This is a genomic window from Nonomuraea sp. LPB2021202275-12-8 (assembly GCF_037044575.1).
In the GTDB taxonomy this organism is placed as follows: Bacteria; Actinomycetota; Actinomycetes; order Streptosporangiales; family Streptosporangiaceae; genus Nonomuraea.
The window spans coordinates 80,698-97,855 of sequence record NZ_JBAHWD010000012.1; the positions used below are offsets into that span (position 1 = coordinate 80,698).

Here is a 17,158-nt window from a genome sequence, read left to right on the forward strand (position 1 = left end):
CTGTGTCGATCGAATGGGTAAACCTGGCCATCGACGACCTGCGTGCCTGGGGGCGCGCGCGGGAAGTCGAGGTGGACGCGGACGAGGTCCGCCTGCTCTGCGACTACGCCAGCGACTACCTGAACGTCAACGAGCTCGGCGACTTCACCCCCGCCACTTTCGACGAGCTGCTGCTCTCGCTCTACCCGCGCAAGGTCATCGCGCCTCCGGAGAGCGCCCATGAGACGGTGGCCGCGGCCCGCACACTGGTCGACTACCTGCAGCACTCCGGCGCGGTCGGCCTGGACACGGCCTCGCGGATGCGCGACCGGCTGGCCGACATCGCGACGAGGATGCCCGAGGCGCTCGCCGACCCGGCCAACTTCGGCATGGCCAAGAGCCTGTTCAGCTCGATCGGGCCGGAGTCGCTCGAGCAGTCGATCGCGATCCCGTCGGGCGAGGTCCCCGATCTCGGCGAGGCGCCCTGCGACTGTCCCGGCTGCACGCCACGCCCGGCCGTGCGGCTGGCCCCGCAGGAGGACCTGCTCGCCGCGCTGGAGGACGTGCCGCTCCTGGCCGAGCTGGACCTGGGCGGTGTGCCGCACCTGCGAGAGCTGCGGCTGGTCGGCGGCGGCGAGCCGCTGCGCCGGTGGGCCGCGATCGTCGCGCATCTCGTCGAGCACGACACCGGCGGCGCGGTCACCGGCTCGGCCGAGGTGGACGAGGAGCTCTACGACCTGTTCGACATGCTCTACCGGCTCCAGGTGCCGGTGCCCGTCAGCGTGATCGGCGACTACCTGGCGGAGCTCGTGGAGGACGGCGACGTCGACGTGCCCGCCGTGCTCGACCGGCTGACCTGGTGCGGCATGGTCGAGGTCGCCGGCGACACGGCGGGCCTGACGCCGGCGGCCGTGTGGGCGCTGCGCGAGCACTACCTCGCGCTCGGCCTCGACGCGCCGCAGGCGGCCGACCTGGCCGACACCGACGCGCGCGGCCTCATCGAAGGGCTGCTCGACGGGGTCCCGACCGAGCTGGCCGAGGACGACATCACCCGCTGGCTCGCCGCCAAGCCCCCCGCGGAGGCCGCGGCCGAGCTGCTGGCCGCCGCGTCGGGCGCGCCGGCGGTGGCCCGGGGCATCGCCGTGACCATCGTCGACCGGCTGGGCGCCGAGGCCGAGCCCGAGGTGCGTGCCTGCCTGGACGACGAGGAGCTGCGCCCGCACGCCATCCACTGGCTGGCTGCCAGAGGTCTGCCCGCCCCGCCGCTCAGCGAGAAGGAGCTGCTGTGGGTCAGCGTCGACATGCTCGCGCTGGCGATGCCCGCGGCCGAGGACGACCCCGACGTCTTCGCCGAGAACATGTCCGCCTCCGGCCCGCCGACCCACATGATCGACGAGATGTGGCGGGTCGACCACCCCGACGTGGTCGAGGTTCTGGAGTTGCTCGGACGCTCGCTGCCCGACGGCACGGCAGCCAAGGCGGCGCGCAAGGCGGCCTTCAAAGCGCGCTCCCGAGGTATCCGATGAGTACGTCTCTGTGACTCCTGTGCAGTAAGTTTCGTGGGTGGCAAACAACGTCTTCGACCTCGCCGAGCTGCGCAAGCTGATCGATGAGCAGGCCGTCGTGCCTCCCCGGCCGCCTGAGGAGACCCCCGTCGAGCAAGAGGCGCTCACCTTCCCGCCCGTCACGCTCGCGGACGACGCGGAGCTGGCGCGGTCGATCCCCACGGTGCCGCTGGTGGCGGACGCCATCCGGCTCACCGCCTGGACCGGCACCCGCCTGGTGACCGCGGAAGGACTGCTCCCCGAGGCCGACGCGCGGGCCGCCGTCGCCGAGCTCGGGCTGGACGCCACCCGGCTGCGCCTCATCTGGATCGTGGCCGTCAACACCGGCCTGCTCCAGATCCTCGGCGGCCAGGCCTCCCGAGGGCCGCTGCCGCAGCTGCTCACGCTGGAGGCCACCCTGGAGTTCTGGGACGGCGTGGTCATGGACGTGCTCGACCGGGCCGAAGAGGGCCTGACGGGCTCGGTCGTGGTCGACGGCCACCTGGCCGAGATGCTCGCGACGATCTATTCCGTACGGTCCGGCGTCGCCATCGCCAACCTGGCCAGAGGCATCCTGCAGTCGCACGAGGTCGCCTGCGACCCCGGCCAGGTCGAGATGCGCAGGCTCGCCGCCGCGCTCCCGGCCGAGCTCCTGGAGGCCCTGTCGCTGCTCACCTACTGCGGCCTGGTCGAGCAGACCGCCTCCGGCCGCACCGCGCTCACCCCCCTCGGCGTCTGGGCCATCAGGAGAGACCTGCTGCGCGAGGGCCACGACGCGCCCACCGCCGCCGAGGTCGAGGTCTTCGCCGACCTGTCCGCCATCGAGCTCGTCGAGGCTCTGGTGCAGGGCTCCGCCACGCAGAGCGCCGTCGCCGGCTGGCTGGAGCGCCGCTCGCCGGAGGAGGCCGCCCGCGGCCTGATCGCCATCGCCGCCGACGGCACGGCAGGGCAGCGCGGCGCCGTCGGCGCCATCCTGGAGGAGCTCGGGCCCGAGGCCCAGGAGCCCCTGCGCGAGGCGCTCGACCTGCCGCTCATGCGCCGTTACGCCGCGTCCTGGCTGCACATCCGCGACCTCGAGGCCCCCACCCTCAGCTCCGAGGACCACACCTGGATCGCCGTCGACTCGCTGGCGGCGCTGATGCACCTGTCCGGGCACGCGGCGGGCAGGCTCGACACGCCCGAGCCCGGCGACGAGCTGATCAAGCTCATCGTCGAGATGCCGGCGATCGGCCACCCCGACACGATCGCCGTGCTCGAGATGCTCGCCGGCGCCCACGACGATCAGGCCGTCGTCAAGGCCGCACGCAAAGCGGCGATGAAGGCCCGCTCGCTCGCACACTAAACTGGATTGATCCACCTACGAACAGGAGTGACCCCCTTGGCGATCCAGGCGATCCGGCTGTTCGGAGACCCGGTGCTGCGCACCCCGGCGGCTCCGGTGGCCGACTTCGACAAGGAGCTCCGCAAGCTGGTCAAAGACCTGACCGACACGATGATGGACGCCCCCGGCGCGGGCCTGGCGGCCCCCCAGATCGGCGTCGGCCTGCGCGTGTTCACCTACTACGTCGACGACCAGCTCGGCCACCTCATCAACCCCGACCTCGACCTGTCCGCGGACGTCGACGAGGAGGGCGAGGAGGGCTGCCTGTCCTTCCCAGGACTGTCGTTCCCGACCCCGCGCGCCATCCGCGCCGTCGCCAAGGGCTTCAACGTGTACGGCGAGCCGATCGTGCTGGAAGGCACCGATCTGATGGCGCGCTGCTTCCAGCATGAGACCGACCATCTCGACGGCATCCTGTTCATCGACCGCATGGACCCCAAGCAGCGCAAGCTCGCGATGAAGGCCATCCGCGAGGCCGAGTGGAACGGCGCGGACGCCCCCCAGGTCAGGTTCTCCCCGCACGCCACCGGCGGAAAGGCACTCTGAGGATGCGCCTGGTCTTCGCGGGCACGCCCGAGACGGCGCTGCCGTCGCTGCGTACCCTGATCGACTCGCCACGCCACGAGGTGGTCGCGGTCGTCACCCGGCCCGACGCCCAGTCCGGGCGCGGGCGCAAGGTGCACCCGTCGCCGGTGGCGGAGCTGGCCGAGGAGGCGGGCATCGAGGTGCTGCGTCCGGCCAAGGCGGGCGATCCGGCGTTCCTGGAGCAGCTGCGCGCCCTGGAGCCCGACTGCTGCCCCGTGGTCGCCTACGGCGCGCTGCTGCCCCAGTCGGCGCTCGACGTGCCCCGCCACGGGTGGATCAACCTGCACTTCTCGATCCTGCCCGCCTGGCGTGGCGCCGCCCCGGTGCAGCACGCCGTCCTGCACGGTGACGAGATCACCGGCGCCACGACGTTCCGGATCGTCAAGGAGCTCGACGCGGGGCCCGTCTACGGCGTGGTCACCGAGGAGGTCAGGACCGGCGACACCAGCGGTTCGCTGCTCGAACGGCTGTCGATCTCCGGCGCCGGACTCCTCGCCGCCACGCTCGACGGCGTCGAGGACGGCACGCTCGAGGCGCGCCCCCAGCCGTCCGACGGGGTGACCGTCGCTCCCAAGATCAACGTCACGGACGCCCGCGTCGACTGGACAGGCCCCGCCATGCGCGTCGACCGGCTCATCCGCGCGTGCACCCCGAGCCCGGGAGCGTGGACCGAGTTCCGGGGGCAGCGGGTGAAGCTCGGGCCGGTGCGGATCGCGGCCACCCAGGAGCGGCTCGCGCCCGGCGAGATCGCCGCCGGCAAGCACAGCGTGCTGGTCGGCACGGCCACCGACCCGGTCGAGCTGGGCGAGGTCCAGCCGCAGGGCAAGCGGCTGATGAGCGCTGGTGAGTGGGCCCGGGGGATACGCTCGGGGAGCACAGAGGAGTTCACGTGAGCGACGGTGCGGACCGCTGACACCGGCCCCGGCGGCGGCACCGGGTGATGGACCGCTCGCCACAGGCGATGGCATGGACAGCCCGCGGTGCCGGAGGGCCCAAGACCGGCATCGTCGATGTGGAGGCGCTGCCCGGTGAGGTTCTCGACAGGCTGCCGCCGCAAGCGTAAGGAAAGTCGGAGGTCATGAAGGCACGGGGGGATCGGCCGTCCGGAGGCAGGGGCGCAGGCCGTACGGCGAGGCCACGTGGGCCCGCGCGCGATCAGGCGCGCAACGCGGCCTTCGACGTGGTGCGCGCCGTCGACGAGCGCGACGCGTACGCCAACCTGCTCATGCCGCGCATGCTGCGTGAGCGTGGCATCAAGGGGCGAGACGCCGCGCTCGCGACAGAGCTGGCCTATGGGACGTTGCGCGGGCTCGGCACCTACGACGCCATCATCGAGATGTGCAGCGACCGGGCGCCCGACCCCGACGTGCGCGACGCGCTGCGACTTGGCGCCCACCAATTGCTCAAGATGCGCATCCCGCCGCACGCGGCGGTCGGCACCACGGTGGATCTGGTGCGGCTGCGCATCGGGGCGGGAGCGGCCAAGTTCGTCAACGCCGTGCTGCGCAAGATCGCTTCCAGGACCATCGACGAGTGGGTGCCGATCGTGGCGCCCGACGCCGCCGAGGACCCGGCAGGTCATCTGGCCGTCGCCCACAGCCATCCGCGGTGGATCGTCAGCGCCTTCCGCGACGCGCTCGGCGGCGCCGCGGACGAGACGCCCGACCTGCTGGCGGCCGACAACGCCCGGCCACTGGTGACACTCGTGGCGCGGCCGGGGCGCAGCTCGGTCGAGGAGCTCGAGGACACGGGCGCCGAGCCGGGCCGCTACTCGCCGTACGCCGCCTACCTGCCTGAAGGCGACCCGGGACAGATCCGGGCCGTGTCCGAGACCCGCGCCGCCGTGCAGGACGAGGCCAGCCAGCTCGTGGCGCTCGCCCTGACCAGGGTGCCGCTCGACGGGCAGGACGAGCTCTGGCTGGATCTGTGCGCGGGGCCGGGGGGCAAGGCGGGCCTGCTGGACGCCATCGCCACCCACGGCGACCTCGAAGGGCTGAGCGCCGAGGCCAGGCGCGCTCGCGCCGCCGACGCTCCGGCAGCCGCGGTGAAGGAGACGATCGAGGCGTTCCCCGGCGGGGCACGCGTGCTGGCCAGCGACGTCCAGTATCACCGGGCGCGGCTCGTCTGGCAGACCACCAGGGACGCCGCCGTGATCACCGCCGACGGCACGGAGCCGGCGTGGCGGCCCGGCGTGTTCGACCGGGTGATGCTCGACGCGCCCTGCACCGGGCTCGGGGCGCTGCGCCGCCGGCCCGAGGCGCGCTGGCGGCGCGATCCGTCGAGCATCGCGGAGCTGGGCAGGCTGCAGCGGCGGCTGCTCGACGGCGCTCTCGACGCGGTGCGCCCCGGCGGCGTGGTCGCGTACGTGACCTGCTCGCCGCACCTGGCCGAGACCCGGGTCGTGGTGGGCGACGTGGCCGGGCGCCGCGATGACGTGGAGCAGCTCGACGCTCGCGACTACCTGCCCGAGGTCGACGGGCTGGGTGACGGGCCGCACGTCCAGTTCTGGCCGCACCGCCACGGCACCGACGCGATGTTCCTGGCGCTGCTGCGCAAGACGGGGCAGGACCACTGATCCCAGGCACTGTTCTCGGGCGCCGTCAGGAGCGCGGGAGTCCTGTCCCGCGGGAGACCGTTCAATAGACTCGGAGCATCATGGCCGTACAGATCTCGCCCAGCATCCTGTCCGCCGACTTCGCCAGGCTCGCCGACGAGGCCGCGGCGGTGCCGAACGCCGACTGGCTGCACGTGGATGTCATGGACAACCACTTCGTGCCCAACCTGACCCTGGGGCTGCCCGTCGTCGAGGCGCTGCTGAAGGCGACCTCGCTGCCGATCGACTGCCACCTGATGATCACCGACCCCGATCGCTGGGCCCCGCCCTACGCCGAGGCCGGTGCGGGCAGCGTGACCATCCACGCCGAGGCGTCCTCCGCGCCGGTGCGCACGCTGCGCGAGATCCGCTCGCTCGGCTCCCGGGCCGGGCTCGCGCTCAACCCGGCCACCGCCGTGGAGCCGTACGAGGATCTGATCGGTGAGATCGACATGCTGCTGCTGATGACCGTGGAACCGGGGTTCGGCGGGCAGAAGTTCCTCGACATGGTGCTGCCCAAGATCCGCCGGGCGCGGGCGCTCATCGAGCGGCGCGGCGGCGAGGTGTGGCTGCAGGTGGACGGCGGCGTGTCCACCGAGACCATCGAGCGCTGCGCCGAGGCGGGCGCCGACGTGTTCGTGGCCGGCAACGCGGTGTACGGCGCGGGCGACCGGGTGGCGGCCGTCGACGCGTTGCGATCGCTGGCCTCGGGCGCCGCCTGAGCAGGAGCGCCGGACGGCTCCGAGATCCGGCGAAAAGCGGTTAACTGCGGCACAGTCTTGACATACACCTCCTGCTTCGTGGGTAACCACTTACTTATGGAGGACCTCGGACTGTTCGGCCCCGAGTCCGTCACGTGGCGGGTGATGGGGGAGCCGATCCTGCTGGTCGGCGGGTTCCGGGCGCTGCTCATCCAGGGCCTGCATCCACGTACGATGCGCGGCGTCCTGCAGAACTCCGCCCTCATGGACCCGGCCGAGGCGTGGTCCCGTTTCATGCGCACCACCGAGTTCGTCCGGGTCCGTACCTACGGCACGCGGGCGGAGGTCGAGAAGGCGGGCCGCCGGGTCCGCAAGATCCACGCGAAGCTGACCGCCTACGATCCCGACACCGGCGAGCGCTTCCGGCTGGACGAGCCCGACGGCCTGCGCTGGGTTCACGTCGGCGAGGTCGACTCCTACCTGTCGGTGGCCCGCAGGGCCGGCGTGCGGCTCAGCGACGCCGACGCGGACACGTTCGTGGCCGAATGGCGGCGCGCCGCGGAGGTGGTCGGCCTCGACCCGGCCGATGTGCCGGGCACGGTCGGCGAGATGCGCGACTACATCGAGGCGCAGCGCCCCGGGCTCAGGTTCGTGCCCGAGGCGGCCCACCCGCTGCGGCTGTCGCTCAAGGCGCCACTGCCGCGGCTTCTCACCCCGCTCAAGCCCGCGCTCCCCGCCCTCACCCTGCTGGCCTTCGCCACCCTGCCGCGCTGGGCCAGAAGACTGTACGGCCTGCCTGCCACCCCGGTCGGCGACCTGTGGGCGACCACCACGCTGCGTGCCCTGCACACCGGGCTGGCTCTGGTGCCTGCGGGCGTGCGCTACTCCCCGGACGCCCGCCGTGCGCGCCGGATCATGGCCGCCTGACCGCTGTATTAGCGGGCGCTTGGTTGATAAAGTAGGGGTGGTCGCATGCGTTCTCACGCGCGTGGCAGACTATGAGAACAACAGAGCTAGCGTGCTCCGGGGTCGGTGAAAGTCCGAACCGGCGGTGACAGTCCGCGACCCGGCCGATGCCATCGGCCGGTTGACTCGGTGAAATTCCGGGACCGACGGTTAAAGTCCGGATGGGAGGAAGCACGCGGGTGTCCGGCGTCAAGCCGGGCGCCACTGTGGTGCGTTCGTGCACCGCACCCCCCGGGGCCCGCCATGGCTTGGAGCTACTGGCGAGTAGGAGGCCCGGGGTGGAGGACGACACCCAGGACGCCGCGGACACCGGCGCGTCACGCGTCGACGCCGCGCACATGGCGCGCGCCGTCGAGCTGGCCGCGCGCGGGCACGGCGGCACCAGCCCCAACCCGGTCGTCGGCTGCGTGGTGCTCGACGCCGGCGGTGCGGTCGCGGGAGAGGGTTTCCACGCGTACGCGGGCGGCCCGCACGCGGAGGTGGCGGCCCTGCGCCAGGCGGGGGCACGCGCCCGCGGCGGCACGGCCTACGTGACGCTCGAGCCCTGCGACCACACCGGCAGGACCGGCCCCTGCAGCCGTGCACTGCTCGACGCGGGCGTCGCCCGGGTGGTGATCGCGGTTCCCGACCCCACGCCGAAGGCCGCCGGGGGCGCCGCACGGCTGCGGGCGGGCGGCGTCGACGTGGCGTCCGGGCTGCTCGCCGAGGAGGCCGAGCGGGTCAACGCCGAGTGGCTGACCTACGCCCGTCTCGGCCGGCCGCACGTGACCTGGAAGCTCGCCGCCACCCTCGACGGCAGATCCGCCGCGGCCGACGGCACCAGCCAGTGGATCACCTCTCCCGAGGCCAGGGCCGACGTCCACCGCCTGCGCGCCCGTTGCGACGCCATCGTCGCCGGCATCGGCACCGTCCTGGCCGACGACCCCCGCCTCACCGCCCGCCCGGCGGCGGCTCCTGATGGTCCCGCCCCGGTCAGCGGCCGTCCCCTCCGGGTCGTGGTCGACACCGGTGCGAGGACTCCGCCGCATGCCAGGGTGCTCGACGGCCAGGCGCCCACGCTGGTCGCGATCGCCGAAGACGCCGTCACCAGCCTCGACGCCGACCTCCTGCGCCTGCCCCGCCACGACGGCGGCCTGGACCTGCACGCCCTGCTCAAGGAGCTGGCCGCGCGCGAGGTCGTCAGCGTGTTCCTGGAGGGCGGCCCCACGCTCGCGGGCTCCTTCGTCGAGCAGGGGCTCGTCGACCGCGTCGTCGCCTACGTCGCGCCCGCCCTCCTCGGCGCCGGGCCCGCCGCGCTGGGACAGGCCGGGGTGGGCAGCATCGGCCAGGCGCACCGCCTGGTCTTCGACGAGGTTTCCCGCATCGGGCCGGATCTGCGGCTCACCGCCCGGCCCGTGCCCCCACAACACAGGGAGAAGTGATGTTCACCGGAATCATCGAGGAGAAGGGCGAGGTCGTCGCCGTCGAACCCGCCGGCGACTCGGCCAGGCTGTCCGTGCGCGGCCCGATCGTCGTCTCCGACGCCCGGCACGGCGACTCGATCGCCGTCAACGGCGTCTGCCTCACGGTCGTGGACGTGCGGGGCGAGGTGTTCACCGTCGACGTGATCAAGGAGTCGCTGGACCGCAGCTCCCTCGGCGCCCTCGCCGAAGGCTCCGCCGTCAACCTGGAGCGGGCCGTGCGCGCCGACCAGCGCCTCGGCGGCCACATCGTCCAGGGCCACGTCGACGGCACCGCCGTGCTGCTGTCCAGGCAGCCCGGCACTAACTGGGACAACCTGCGGTTCTCCCTGCCGGAGGCGCTGAGCCGCTACGTGGCCGAGAAGGGGTCGATCGCGATCGACGGAATCAGCCTGACCGTGACGACTGTTGACGATGAGAGCTTCGGCGTGAGCCTCATCCCCACCACGCTGAAACTGACCACCATGGGCGAGCGCCAGGTGGGCGACCTGGTGAACATCGAAGTCGACGTGATCGCGAAGTATGTGGAAAGGCTGGTGGTCAGGCAGTGAACTGGGCCGATGCCGGATTCGACGTGTTCGGCACACACGTGCTCTGGACGGACCTGGTCGGCAACATCGCCGCACTGGCCACCGTCCTGTTCGCCATGCGCAAGTCGATGTGGACCTGGCCGGTGCAGTTCACCGCCTCGGTGCTGCTGTTCATCGCCTCGGTCAACGCCGGCATCACCGGCAACGCGCTCAAGCAGGTGCTGTTCGGGGTCCTGGCCGTCTATGGCTTCTGGGCCTGGCGCCGCGGCACCGAGGGTGGCAGGGAGCTCGCCGTCAGGCCCGCCAGCAGTCGGGAGCGGCTGCTGATGATCTCCGTCATGCTCGCGGGCACCGTGCTGGTCGGGCTGTTCTTCTACGTCACCGGCCTGTCGTGGGGCGCCCACGAGCCGCTGCCGAAGGGCGCGTTCCTGGTGGCCGCCGACGCCTACATCTTCGTCGGCAGCGCCGTCGCCACCTGGGCGCAGGGCAGGGCGCTGGTCGACTTCTGGATCGTCTGGGTGGCCGTCGACCTGGTCGGGGTGCCGCTCGCGTTCAGCTCGGGGCTGGTGGTCTCCGGCTCCGTCTACGCGGTGTTCTTCGTGCTCGTCCTCGTCGGGTTCGTCAAGTGGCTGCGCGAATACCGCGGTGCCGCGGGCGAGCCGGGAAGCCGGATGGCGGTGGCCTCGTGAGCGACATCATCTTCGATCCGGTCGAGCGGGCCGTCGAGGACATCCGCGCCGGCAAGGCCGTCGTGGTCGTCGACGACGAGAACCGCGAGAACGAGGGCGACATCATCTTCGCCGCCTCCAAGGCCACCCCCGAGCTGCTGACGTTCACGATCAGGCACACCAGCGGCGTGATCTGCGTGCCCATGGAGGGCAGGGAGCTGGACCGCCTCGGCCTGCCCCTCATGGTCGTGCACAACAGGGAGCGGCTGCGGACGGCGTACACGATCAGTGTGGACGCCCGCGACGGCGTCACCACCGGCATCTCCGCGGCCGACCGCTCCAGGACCATCCGCGCCCTCGCCGACTCCGCCACCGAGCCGAACGAGCTCGTCCGCCCGGGGCACATCTTCCCGCTGCGTTACCACGACGGCGGCGTGCTGGCGCGGCGTGGCCACACCGAAGCGGCCGTGGACCTGGCCAGGCTCGCCGGACTGAGCCCCGCCGGGGTCCTGGCCGAGGTCGTCAACGACGACGGCACCATGGCCAGGCTCCCGCAGCTGCGGGCGTTCGCCGACGCGCACGACCTGGCGCTCATCTCCATCGAGCAGCTCGTCGACCACCGGCGCAGGACCGAGAGCATGGTCACCAGGGTCGCCGAGACCAACCTGCCCAACGCCTACGGGATGTGGCGGGCCTACGGCTACGCCAGCGCCCTCGACGGCGGCGAGCATGTCGCGCTCGTCTACGGCGACCTCGACGGCGGCGAGAACGTGCTGGTCCGGGCCCACTCCGAATGCCTGACCGGTGACGTTTTCGGCTCGCTGCGCTGCGACTGCGGCGTGCAGCTCGACCACGCGATGTCCGCCGTCGCCGAGGAGGGCCGCGGCGTGATCGTCTATCTGCGCGGGCACGAGGGCCGCGGCATCGGCCTGCTCGCCAAGCTCAGGGCCTACAGCCTGCAGGACGGCGGCGTCGACACCGTGGACGCCAACCTCGAGCTGGGGCTGCCGATCGACGCCCGCGAGTTCTCCAACGCCGGGCAGATCCTGGCCGACCTCGGCGTCAAGTCGGTGCGGCTGCTCACCAACAACCCGGCCAAGCTCAAGGGCATGGACGGCTACGGCATCAAGGTTCTCGGCCGCGAGCCGATGCCGGTCGCCGTCAACCCCTACAACGAGCGCTATCTCGAGGCCAAGCGTGACCGTCTCGGCCATGACATCATCTCGGAGGCTTCATGAGCGGCGATGGACGCCCGGCGGCGACGGCCGTGCCGGACGCGGCTGGACTGACCGTCGGCGTGGTCGCGGCGAGCTGGCACGCCAAGATCACTGACCAGCTGGTGGCGCGGGCCGTCCAGGCCTGTGACGACTCAGGTGCCGTCGCCACCGTCGTCCGGGTGCCGGGCTCGCTGGAGCTCCCGGTGGTCGCCCAGGCGCTGGCCCGCCGCTGCGACGCGGTGGTGGCGCTCGGCGCGGTCATCCGCGGCGAGACGGCCCACTTCGACTACGTCTGCGACTCGGTCACGGCCGGTCTGACCCGGGTCTCGCTCGACGAGCGGACCCCCGTCGGCAACGGCGTGCTCACCTGCGAGTCGCTCGACCAGGCTCTCGATCGTTCCGGGGTGCCGGGAAGCAAGGAGGACAAGGGGTACGAGTCGGCGATCGCCGCGCTGGAGACCGCCCTCCTCCTGCGGACCCTCGACTGACCTGCGGTAAATTTCGTCCGTGTCTGAGCCCGTCCCGCCTCCGCCCCTGCCTGTCACCTGGCGCCCGCGCCGGGGAAGGATCGTCGCCTACGGCTTCGCCGTGCTGATCGTGATCGGGGCGATGGTGATGGCCGTTCTCATCGCCGCCCCCTTCAAGCTCCCCGACCGGCTGGCGATCGTGGCGTTCGGGGGCGCGGTGGCCTACGTGCTCCACCTGCTCGGCCGGGTCCGGGTGGATGCCGACGAGGAGGGCATCACGGTCGTCAACGCCCTGCGCACCCACCGCTACACCTGGCCGGAGGTGCTCGACGTGACCCTGCTCACGGGGGATCCGTGGCCGAAGATCGATTTTTCCGACGGCCGCACGATCGGCGCCATGGGGATCCAGGGGTCGGAGAAGCCCCTGGCCCGCCGCGCCACCGCCGAGCTGGCCGCGCTGATCCACGAACGCGGCGAGGCGCGCGAACGATGAATGTCCAAGAAAGTGCCGGGCGCGTAGCCTGAAGGCGTGCTGCGGCGGACAATCAGGGCGATGGACATCGAGTCGCCCGAACAGCTCACCGAACTGCTCGACCGGCATGCCTACCTGGCTGACGAGGGGCTGGCCACGGCCGCCTTTCTGGCGCTGCGGATGCGGCGGCCGCTGTTTCTCGAAGGGGAGGCAGGGGTCGGCAAGACCGAGCTGGCCAAGACGCTGGCCGCGCTGCTCAAGGCGCCGCTGATCCGCCTGCAGTGCTACGAGGGGCTCGATGCCGCTCAGGCGCTCTACGACTGGGACTTCGCCCGGCAACTGCTGCATCTCAAGGCCGCGGAGGCGGCGGGGATCACCGACGTGGGCAGGCTCGAGGGCGAGATCTACGGGCGCAGGTTCCTGATCGCGCGGCCGTTGCTCAAGGCCCTGGAGACGCAGCCGAGCGTGCTGCTCGTGGACGAGATCGACCGGGCCGACGACGAGTTCGAGGCGTTCCTGCTGGAGGTGCTGTCCGACTTCACCATCTCCATCCCCGAGCTGGGCACGATCACGGCCGCCACGCCGCCGGTGGTCGTGGTGACGTCCAACCGGACGCGAGAGGTGCACGACGCGCTCAAGCGGCGCTGCCTCTACCACTGGCTGGAGCATCCAAGCTTCGACCGTGAGGTGGCGATCCTGCTGCGCCGCCTGCCGGCGTGCACGGAGACCCTGGCCATGCAGGTGGCCCGCGCGGCCGAGCGGCTGCGGCGGGCCGATCTGGTGAAGCCGCCCGGCGTGGCCGAGACGCTCGACTGGACCGAGGCGCTGCTCACGCTCGGCGCCAAGGAGCTGGATCCGGACCGTGCGGCGGCCTCGCTGGGCGCCGCGCTGAAGTACCGCGAGGACGTCGAGCGCGTCCTGGGCAACGGGCTGCTCCGGCATGAATGAGCTGGCCGGCACCCTCACCGGGTTCGTCAGGACGCTGCGGGCGGCCGGGGTGGCGGCCGACCACGAGCGGGCCCAGAACCTGCTGCGGGCGCTGGACCATCTCGATGTGACCGCGCAGGACGAGGTCTACTGGGCGGGGAGACTGACCCTCTGCGCGGGACCGGATGACCTGCCCCGCTATGACCGGTGCTTCGCCGCGTACTTCGGCGGCGCGAGGGCGGCCGTGAGCCGCGCCGGGACGACGTCCGTCACCCGGCACACCGCCGCGGCCGCCGAGGGCGAGCGGCGGGAGGGGGAGGCGGCCCCCGCCACCGCCAGCCGGACCGAGGTCCTGCGGCACCGGGACGTGGCCAGGCTCACCGACGCCGAGCGGGCCGAGGTGCACCGGATGCTGTCGATGCTCAGGAGCGGGCGCGCCAGCAGGCGGTCGCGGCGCTACGAGAGCGCGCACCGGGGGGCGCTGGACCAGCGGCGCACGATCCGCGAGGCGCTCAAGAAGGGCGAGGTGGCCACGCTCCGGCATCGCCGGCACACCACCAGGCCGCGCCGGGTGGTGCTGTTCGTCGACGTCAGCGGGTCGATGTCCCCGTACGCGGAGACGCTGCTGCGGTTCGCGCACGCCCTGGTCAGGAACGAGCCGCGGGCCACCAAGGTGTTCTCGGTGGGCACCAGGCTCACCGCGATCACCGGCGAGCTGCGCCACCGCGACCCCGGCACCGCGCTGAACGAGGTGTCCCGGGCGATCCCCGACTGGAGCGGGGGGACCAGGCTGGGGGAGGAGCTGAGGGAGTTCCTCGTCCGGCACAGCGCCCGGGGCGCGATCGCGGTGATCGCCTCGGACGGCTGGGAGCGCGGGGATCCGGAGCTGCTCGGCACGCAGATGGCCAGGCTGGCCCGCCAGGCGCACCGGGTGATCTGGGTCAATCCACACAAGGGGTATGAGGACTATCAGCCGCTGACCGGCGGCATGCGGGCCGCCCTGCCGTACCTCGACGACCTGGTCGCCGGTCACAGCTTGGCCGCCTACGAGGAACTCAGCGAAAGGCTCGCCCATGCGTGACGTGCTGCCGGAGATCATGCGCTGGTGGAGATCCGGGCTCAGGTTCGGGCTCGCGACGGTGGTGAGCACGTTCAGCAGCGCGCCCCGGCCACCGGGCGCGGCCATGGCGGTGCGCGGCGACGAGGTGGTCGGCAGCGTGTCGGGCGGCTGCGTGGAGGGCGCGGTGTTCGAGCTCGCCACCGAGATCGACACGCCCGTCCTGCAGAGGTACGGGGTCAGCGACGACGACGCGTTCGCCGTGGGACTCACCTGCGGCGGCATCATCGACATCCTCGTCGAGCCGATCTCCATCGAGACCTTCCCCCAGCTGGGAGAGGTCGCGGCGTCGGTGGACACGCACGAGCCCGTCGCCGTCGCCACCGTGCTGTCCGGACCCGGCCGCATCGGCGCCCGCCGCATCGTCTGGCCCGACCGCTCCGCGGGGACGCTCGGCCCGCGGCGGCTCGACGAGGCCGTGGACGACGACGCGCGCGGCATGCTGGCCCAGGGCCTGACCGGCATCCGGCACTACGGCGGCGAGGGCGAGCGGAGGCTGGACGACCTGGCGGTGTTCGTGCACTCGTTCGCGCCGCCGCCCCGCATGCTGGTGTTCGGCGCGATCGACTTCGCCGCCGCGGTCGCCCGGGTGGGCAAGTTCCTCGGCTACCACGTCACCGTGTGCGACGCCCGGCCCGTCTTCGCCACCCCCAAGCGCTTCCCGGAGGCCGACGAGGTGGTGGTGAAGTGGCCGCACGACCATCTGGCCACGGTGCAGGTGGACGAGCGCACGGTGATCTGCGTGCTGACCCACGACCCCAAGTTCGACGTGCCGCTGCTGGAGGTGGCGCTGCGCACCGAGGCCGGCTACGTGGGCGCGATGGGCTCGCGCCGCACCCACGAGGACCGGCTGGCCAGGCTGCGCGAGGCGGGCCTGAAGGAGGACGAGCTGGCTCGGCTGCGCTCGCCCATCGGCCTGGACCTCGGGGCGCGAACCCCGGAGGAGACGGCCGTGGCGATCGCCGCCGAGCTGATCCAGCTCCGCTGGGGCGGGTCGGGACGGCCGCTGACCCACACCGAGGGCCGCATCCACCACGACGGATAGGGGCAGCGCATGAGGCGATTCCGGGTGGCCGGGCTGCTGCTCGCAGCCGGTCAGGGCGCGAGGCTGGGCAGGCCCAAGGCGTTGCTGGAACATCAGGGCGAGCGGCTGGTCGACCGCGGCGTGCGGCTGCTGGAGGAGGGCGGCTGCCATCCCGTCGTGGTGGTGCTGGGCGCCGCCACGGTGCAGGTGCGCCGGGCGGTGACCGTACGCAATCCCGACTGGCCCGACGGCATGGGCTCGTCCCTGCGGATCGGCCTGGCGGCGCTGCCCGCCGAGGCGGAGGCCGTCGTGGTGGCGCTGGTGGACCAGCCGTTCGTGCGGCCGGAGGCGGTGCGCGCACTGATCGCCTCCGGAGCCGAGGTGGCCGTCGCGACCTACGGCGGCAGGCGCAGGAACCCGGTGCTGATCGGCCGCCGGCACTTCGCCGAGGTGGCCGCGATGGCGCGGGGCGACGTGGGCGCGCGGCCGTTCCTTGCGGCCCATCCCGAGCTGGTCACCGACGTGCCGTGCCCCGGCGACCCGGCGGACATCGACACGCCCGAGGATCTGAAGCTGCTAGAAGCGGAGTGAGGCGACGGCGGCCCGGTGGTCGCTGCCGGTCGCCGGGGCCACCCCCGCCTGGGTCGCCGTCATCCCGCGGAACAGGATGTGGTCGGGCCTGGTGATGGGGAAATCGGCGGGCCAGGTGAAGCCGAACCCGTCTCCGGCCGCCGTCTGCGCGTCGGTCAGCGGCGGCGTCAGCCCCCGCATCCCGCGGTCGGTGGTGGCGGTGTTGAGGTCGCCGAGCAGCAGGAGCCGCTTGCTGGTGTCGGCGTCGACGAGCTTGCGCGCCTGGGCCAGCGAGGTGTCGCGGGAGGCGGTCTGCCCTGGCCGCGCCGAGGCCAGGTGCATCACGTAGACGGTGACCTTGCCCTTCGGCGTGGACACCACCGCGCGCAGCGCCCGCACCCAGCCCATGCCAACGTCCAGTGGCTTGCGCTCGGTGATCGGATAGCGGCTCCACAGCCCGACCGTGCTCACGGCGTAGCGATGCCTGTAGGTCTTGTTCAGCTGCTTGGCCGCCGGGCCGCCAGGGGTGAGCTCCTGGGCGGCCAGCAGGTCCAGGTCGTCGGCGATGGCCCGCACCGCCTCACCGGAGGCGTTGTTGCGCACGCCCACGTTCACGGTGCCGACCGACAGGTCGCTCGGCCCGCCGGGCGGCGACTGCAGCAGCGTGGAGCCGAACATCGCCGCCCACACCACCCCGGGCACCAGCGCGGTGACCGTGGCCACCGCGGAACGTGCCAGGACGGCGGCCACGAGCAGGAGCGGCACGATCCACCCGAGCCACGGCAGCACGCTCTCCATGACCGGCGTGAACCCGCCCAGTACCGGGATGAACCGGTGCCCCGCCAGCCCCACGGCCAGCACGGCGGACACCACGATGACGACCCTTTTCAACACCCTGACCAAGCTAGTGGCTCGCTGGCCGACACGCCGACGCGCTAACCTTTTGCCATCGCAACG

18 protein-coding genes and 1 riboswitch are annotated in these 17,158 nt (G+C 72.4%); of the genes, 17 read left to right on the forward strand and 1 reads right to left on the reverse strand.

The annotated features are described in order from the left end of the window. Positions 1–2 precede the first annotated feature (2 nt). The 17 genes from V5E28_RS22950 (at position 3) to V5E28_RS23030 (ending at position 16,222) form a co-directional block, all read left to right on the forward strand. Complete coding sequence (locus tag V5E28_RS22950; RefSeq protein ID WP_336209083.1) at positions 3–1,505, forward strand: hypothetical protein; 1,503 nt, start codon at positions 3–5, stop codon at positions 1,503–1,505. Positions 1,506–1,542: 37 nt separating this feature from the next. Next, positions 1,543–2,865, forward strand: coding sequence for a hypothetical protein (locus V5E28_RS22955; RefSeq protein ID WP_336209084.1), 1,323 nt, complete (start codon positions 1,543–1,545; stop codon positions 2,863–2,865). Between the two features lie 36 nt (positions 2,866–2,901). Continuing rightward, on the forward strand, positions 2,902–3,450 hold the full coding sequence (gene def, locus V5E28_RS22960) for a peptide deformylase (RefSeq protein ID WP_336209085.1): 549 nt from the start codon (positions 2,902–2,904) through the stop codon (positions 3,448–3,450). Positions 3,451–3,452: 2 nt separating this feature from the next. Beyond that, complete coding sequence (gene fmt / locus V5E28_RS22965; protein WP_336209086.1) at positions 3,453–4,382, forward strand: methionyl-tRNA formyltransferase; 930 nt, start codon at positions 3,453–3,455, stop codon at positions 4,380–4,382. Positions 4,383–4,567: 185 nt separating this feature from the next. Then, positions 4,568–6,064, forward strand: a complete 1,497-nt coding sequence (locus tag V5E28_RS22970) for an RsmB/NOP family class I SAM-dependent RNA methyltransferase (protein ID WP_336209087.1) — start codon at positions 4,568–4,570, stop codon at positions 6,062–6,064. An 80-nt stretch (positions 6,065–6,144) separates the two neighbouring features. Then, complete coding sequence (rpe, locus tag V5E28_RS22975; RefSeq protein ID WP_336209088.1) at positions 6,145–6,804, forward strand: ribulose-phosphate 3-epimerase; 660 nt, start codon at positions 6,145–6,147, stop codon at positions 6,802–6,804. A 96-nt stretch (positions 6,805–6,900) separates the two neighbouring features. Then, positions 6,901–7,710 (forward strand): oxygenase MpaB family protein, encoded by an 810-nt coding sequence (locus V5E28_RS22980; protein WP_336209089.1) that lies wholly within the window; start codon positions 6,901–6,903, stop codon positions 7,708–7,710. Between the two features lie 87 nt (positions 7,711–7,797). Next, positions 7,798–7,928: riboswitch (FMN riboswitch) on the forward strand. Positions 7,929–8,027: 99 nt separating this feature from the next. Then, entirely contained in the window at positions 8,028–9,170 is a 1,143-nt protein-coding gene (ribD, locus tag V5E28_RS22985) for a bifunctional diaminohydroxyphosphoribosylaminopyrimidine deaminase/5-amino-6-(5-phosphoribosylamino)uracil reductase RibD (protein WP_336209090.1), read from the forward strand. Further along, the gene (locus tag V5E28_RS22990; RefSeq protein ID WP_336209091.1) at positions 9,170–9,760 is read left to right on the forward strand and encodes a riboflavin synthase; all 591 of its coding nucleotides are present in this window, start codon (positions 9,170–9,172) and stop codon (positions 9,758–9,760) included. Before ribD ends, V5E28_RS22990 begins: the two co-directional genes overlap by 1 nt. Beyond that, the gene (gene pnuC / locus V5E28_RS22995; protein WP_336209092.1) at positions 9,757–10,428 is read left to right on the forward strand and encodes a nicotinamide riboside transporter PnuC; all 672 of its coding nucleotides are present in this window, start codon (positions 9,757–9,759) and stop codon (positions 10,426–10,428) included. The genes V5E28_RS22990 and pnuC overlap by 4 nt, the downstream gene beginning before the upstream one ends. After that, entirely contained in the window at positions 10,425–11,645 is a 1,221-nt protein-coding gene (locus V5E28_RS23000) for a bifunctional 3,4-dihydroxy-2-butanone-4-phosphate synthase/GTP cyclohydrolase II (protein ID WP_336209093.1), read from the forward strand. The genes pnuC and V5E28_RS23000 overlap by 4 nt, the downstream gene beginning before the upstream one ends. Then, positions 11,642–12,112, forward strand: coding sequence for a 6,7-dimethyl-8-ribityllumazine synthase (ribH, locus tag V5E28_RS23005; protein ID WP_336209094.1), 471 nt, complete (start codon positions 11,642–11,644; stop codon positions 12,110–12,112). The genes V5E28_RS23000 and ribH overlap by 4 nt, the downstream gene beginning before the upstream one ends. Before the next feature lie 19 nt (positions 12,113–12,131). Further along, entirely contained in the window at positions 12,132–12,584 is a 453-nt protein-coding gene (locus tag V5E28_RS23010; protein ID WP_336209095.1) for a PH domain-containing protein, read from the forward strand. A gap of 60 nt (positions 12,585–12,644) precedes the next feature. Then, the gene (locus tag V5E28_RS23015) at positions 12,645–13,511 is read left to right on the forward strand and encodes an AAA family ATPase (RefSeq protein ID WP_336209210.1); all 867 of its coding nucleotides are present in this window, start codon (positions 12,645–12,647) and stop codon (positions 13,509–13,511) included. After that, on the forward strand, positions 13,504–14,571 hold the full coding sequence (locus V5E28_RS23020; protein ID WP_336209096.1) for a vWA domain-containing protein: 1,068 nt from the start codon (positions 13,504–13,506) through the stop codon (positions 14,569–14,571). The genes V5E28_RS23015 and V5E28_RS23020 overlap by 8 nt, the downstream gene beginning before the upstream one ends. After that, positions 14,564–15,652: an XdhC/CoxI family protein gene (locus tag V5E28_RS23025; RefSeq protein ID WP_336209097.1), complete on the forward strand. Its 1,089-nt coding sequence runs from the start codon at positions 14,564–14,566 to the stop codon at positions 15,650–15,652. Before V5E28_RS23020 ends, V5E28_RS23025 begins: the two co-directional genes overlap by 8 nt. A gap of 9 nt (positions 15,653–15,661) precedes the next feature. Further along, positions 15,662–16,222, forward strand: a complete 561-nt coding sequence (locus V5E28_RS23030) for a nucleotidyltransferase family protein (protein ID WP_336209098.1) — start codon at positions 15,662–15,664, stop codon at positions 16,220–16,222. On the opposite strand, the gene V5E28_RS23035 is transcribed toward V5E28_RS23030, so the two are convergent. Further along, on the reverse strand, positions 16,208–17,095 hold the full coding sequence (locus tag V5E28_RS23035; protein WP_336209099.1) for an endonuclease/exonuclease/phosphatase family protein: 888 nt from the start codon (positions 17,093–17,095) through the stop codon (positions 16,208–16,210). The two genes, V5E28_RS23030 and V5E28_RS23035, sit on opposite strands and share 15 nt — an antisense overlap. Positions 17,096–17,158 lie beyond the last annotated feature (63 nt).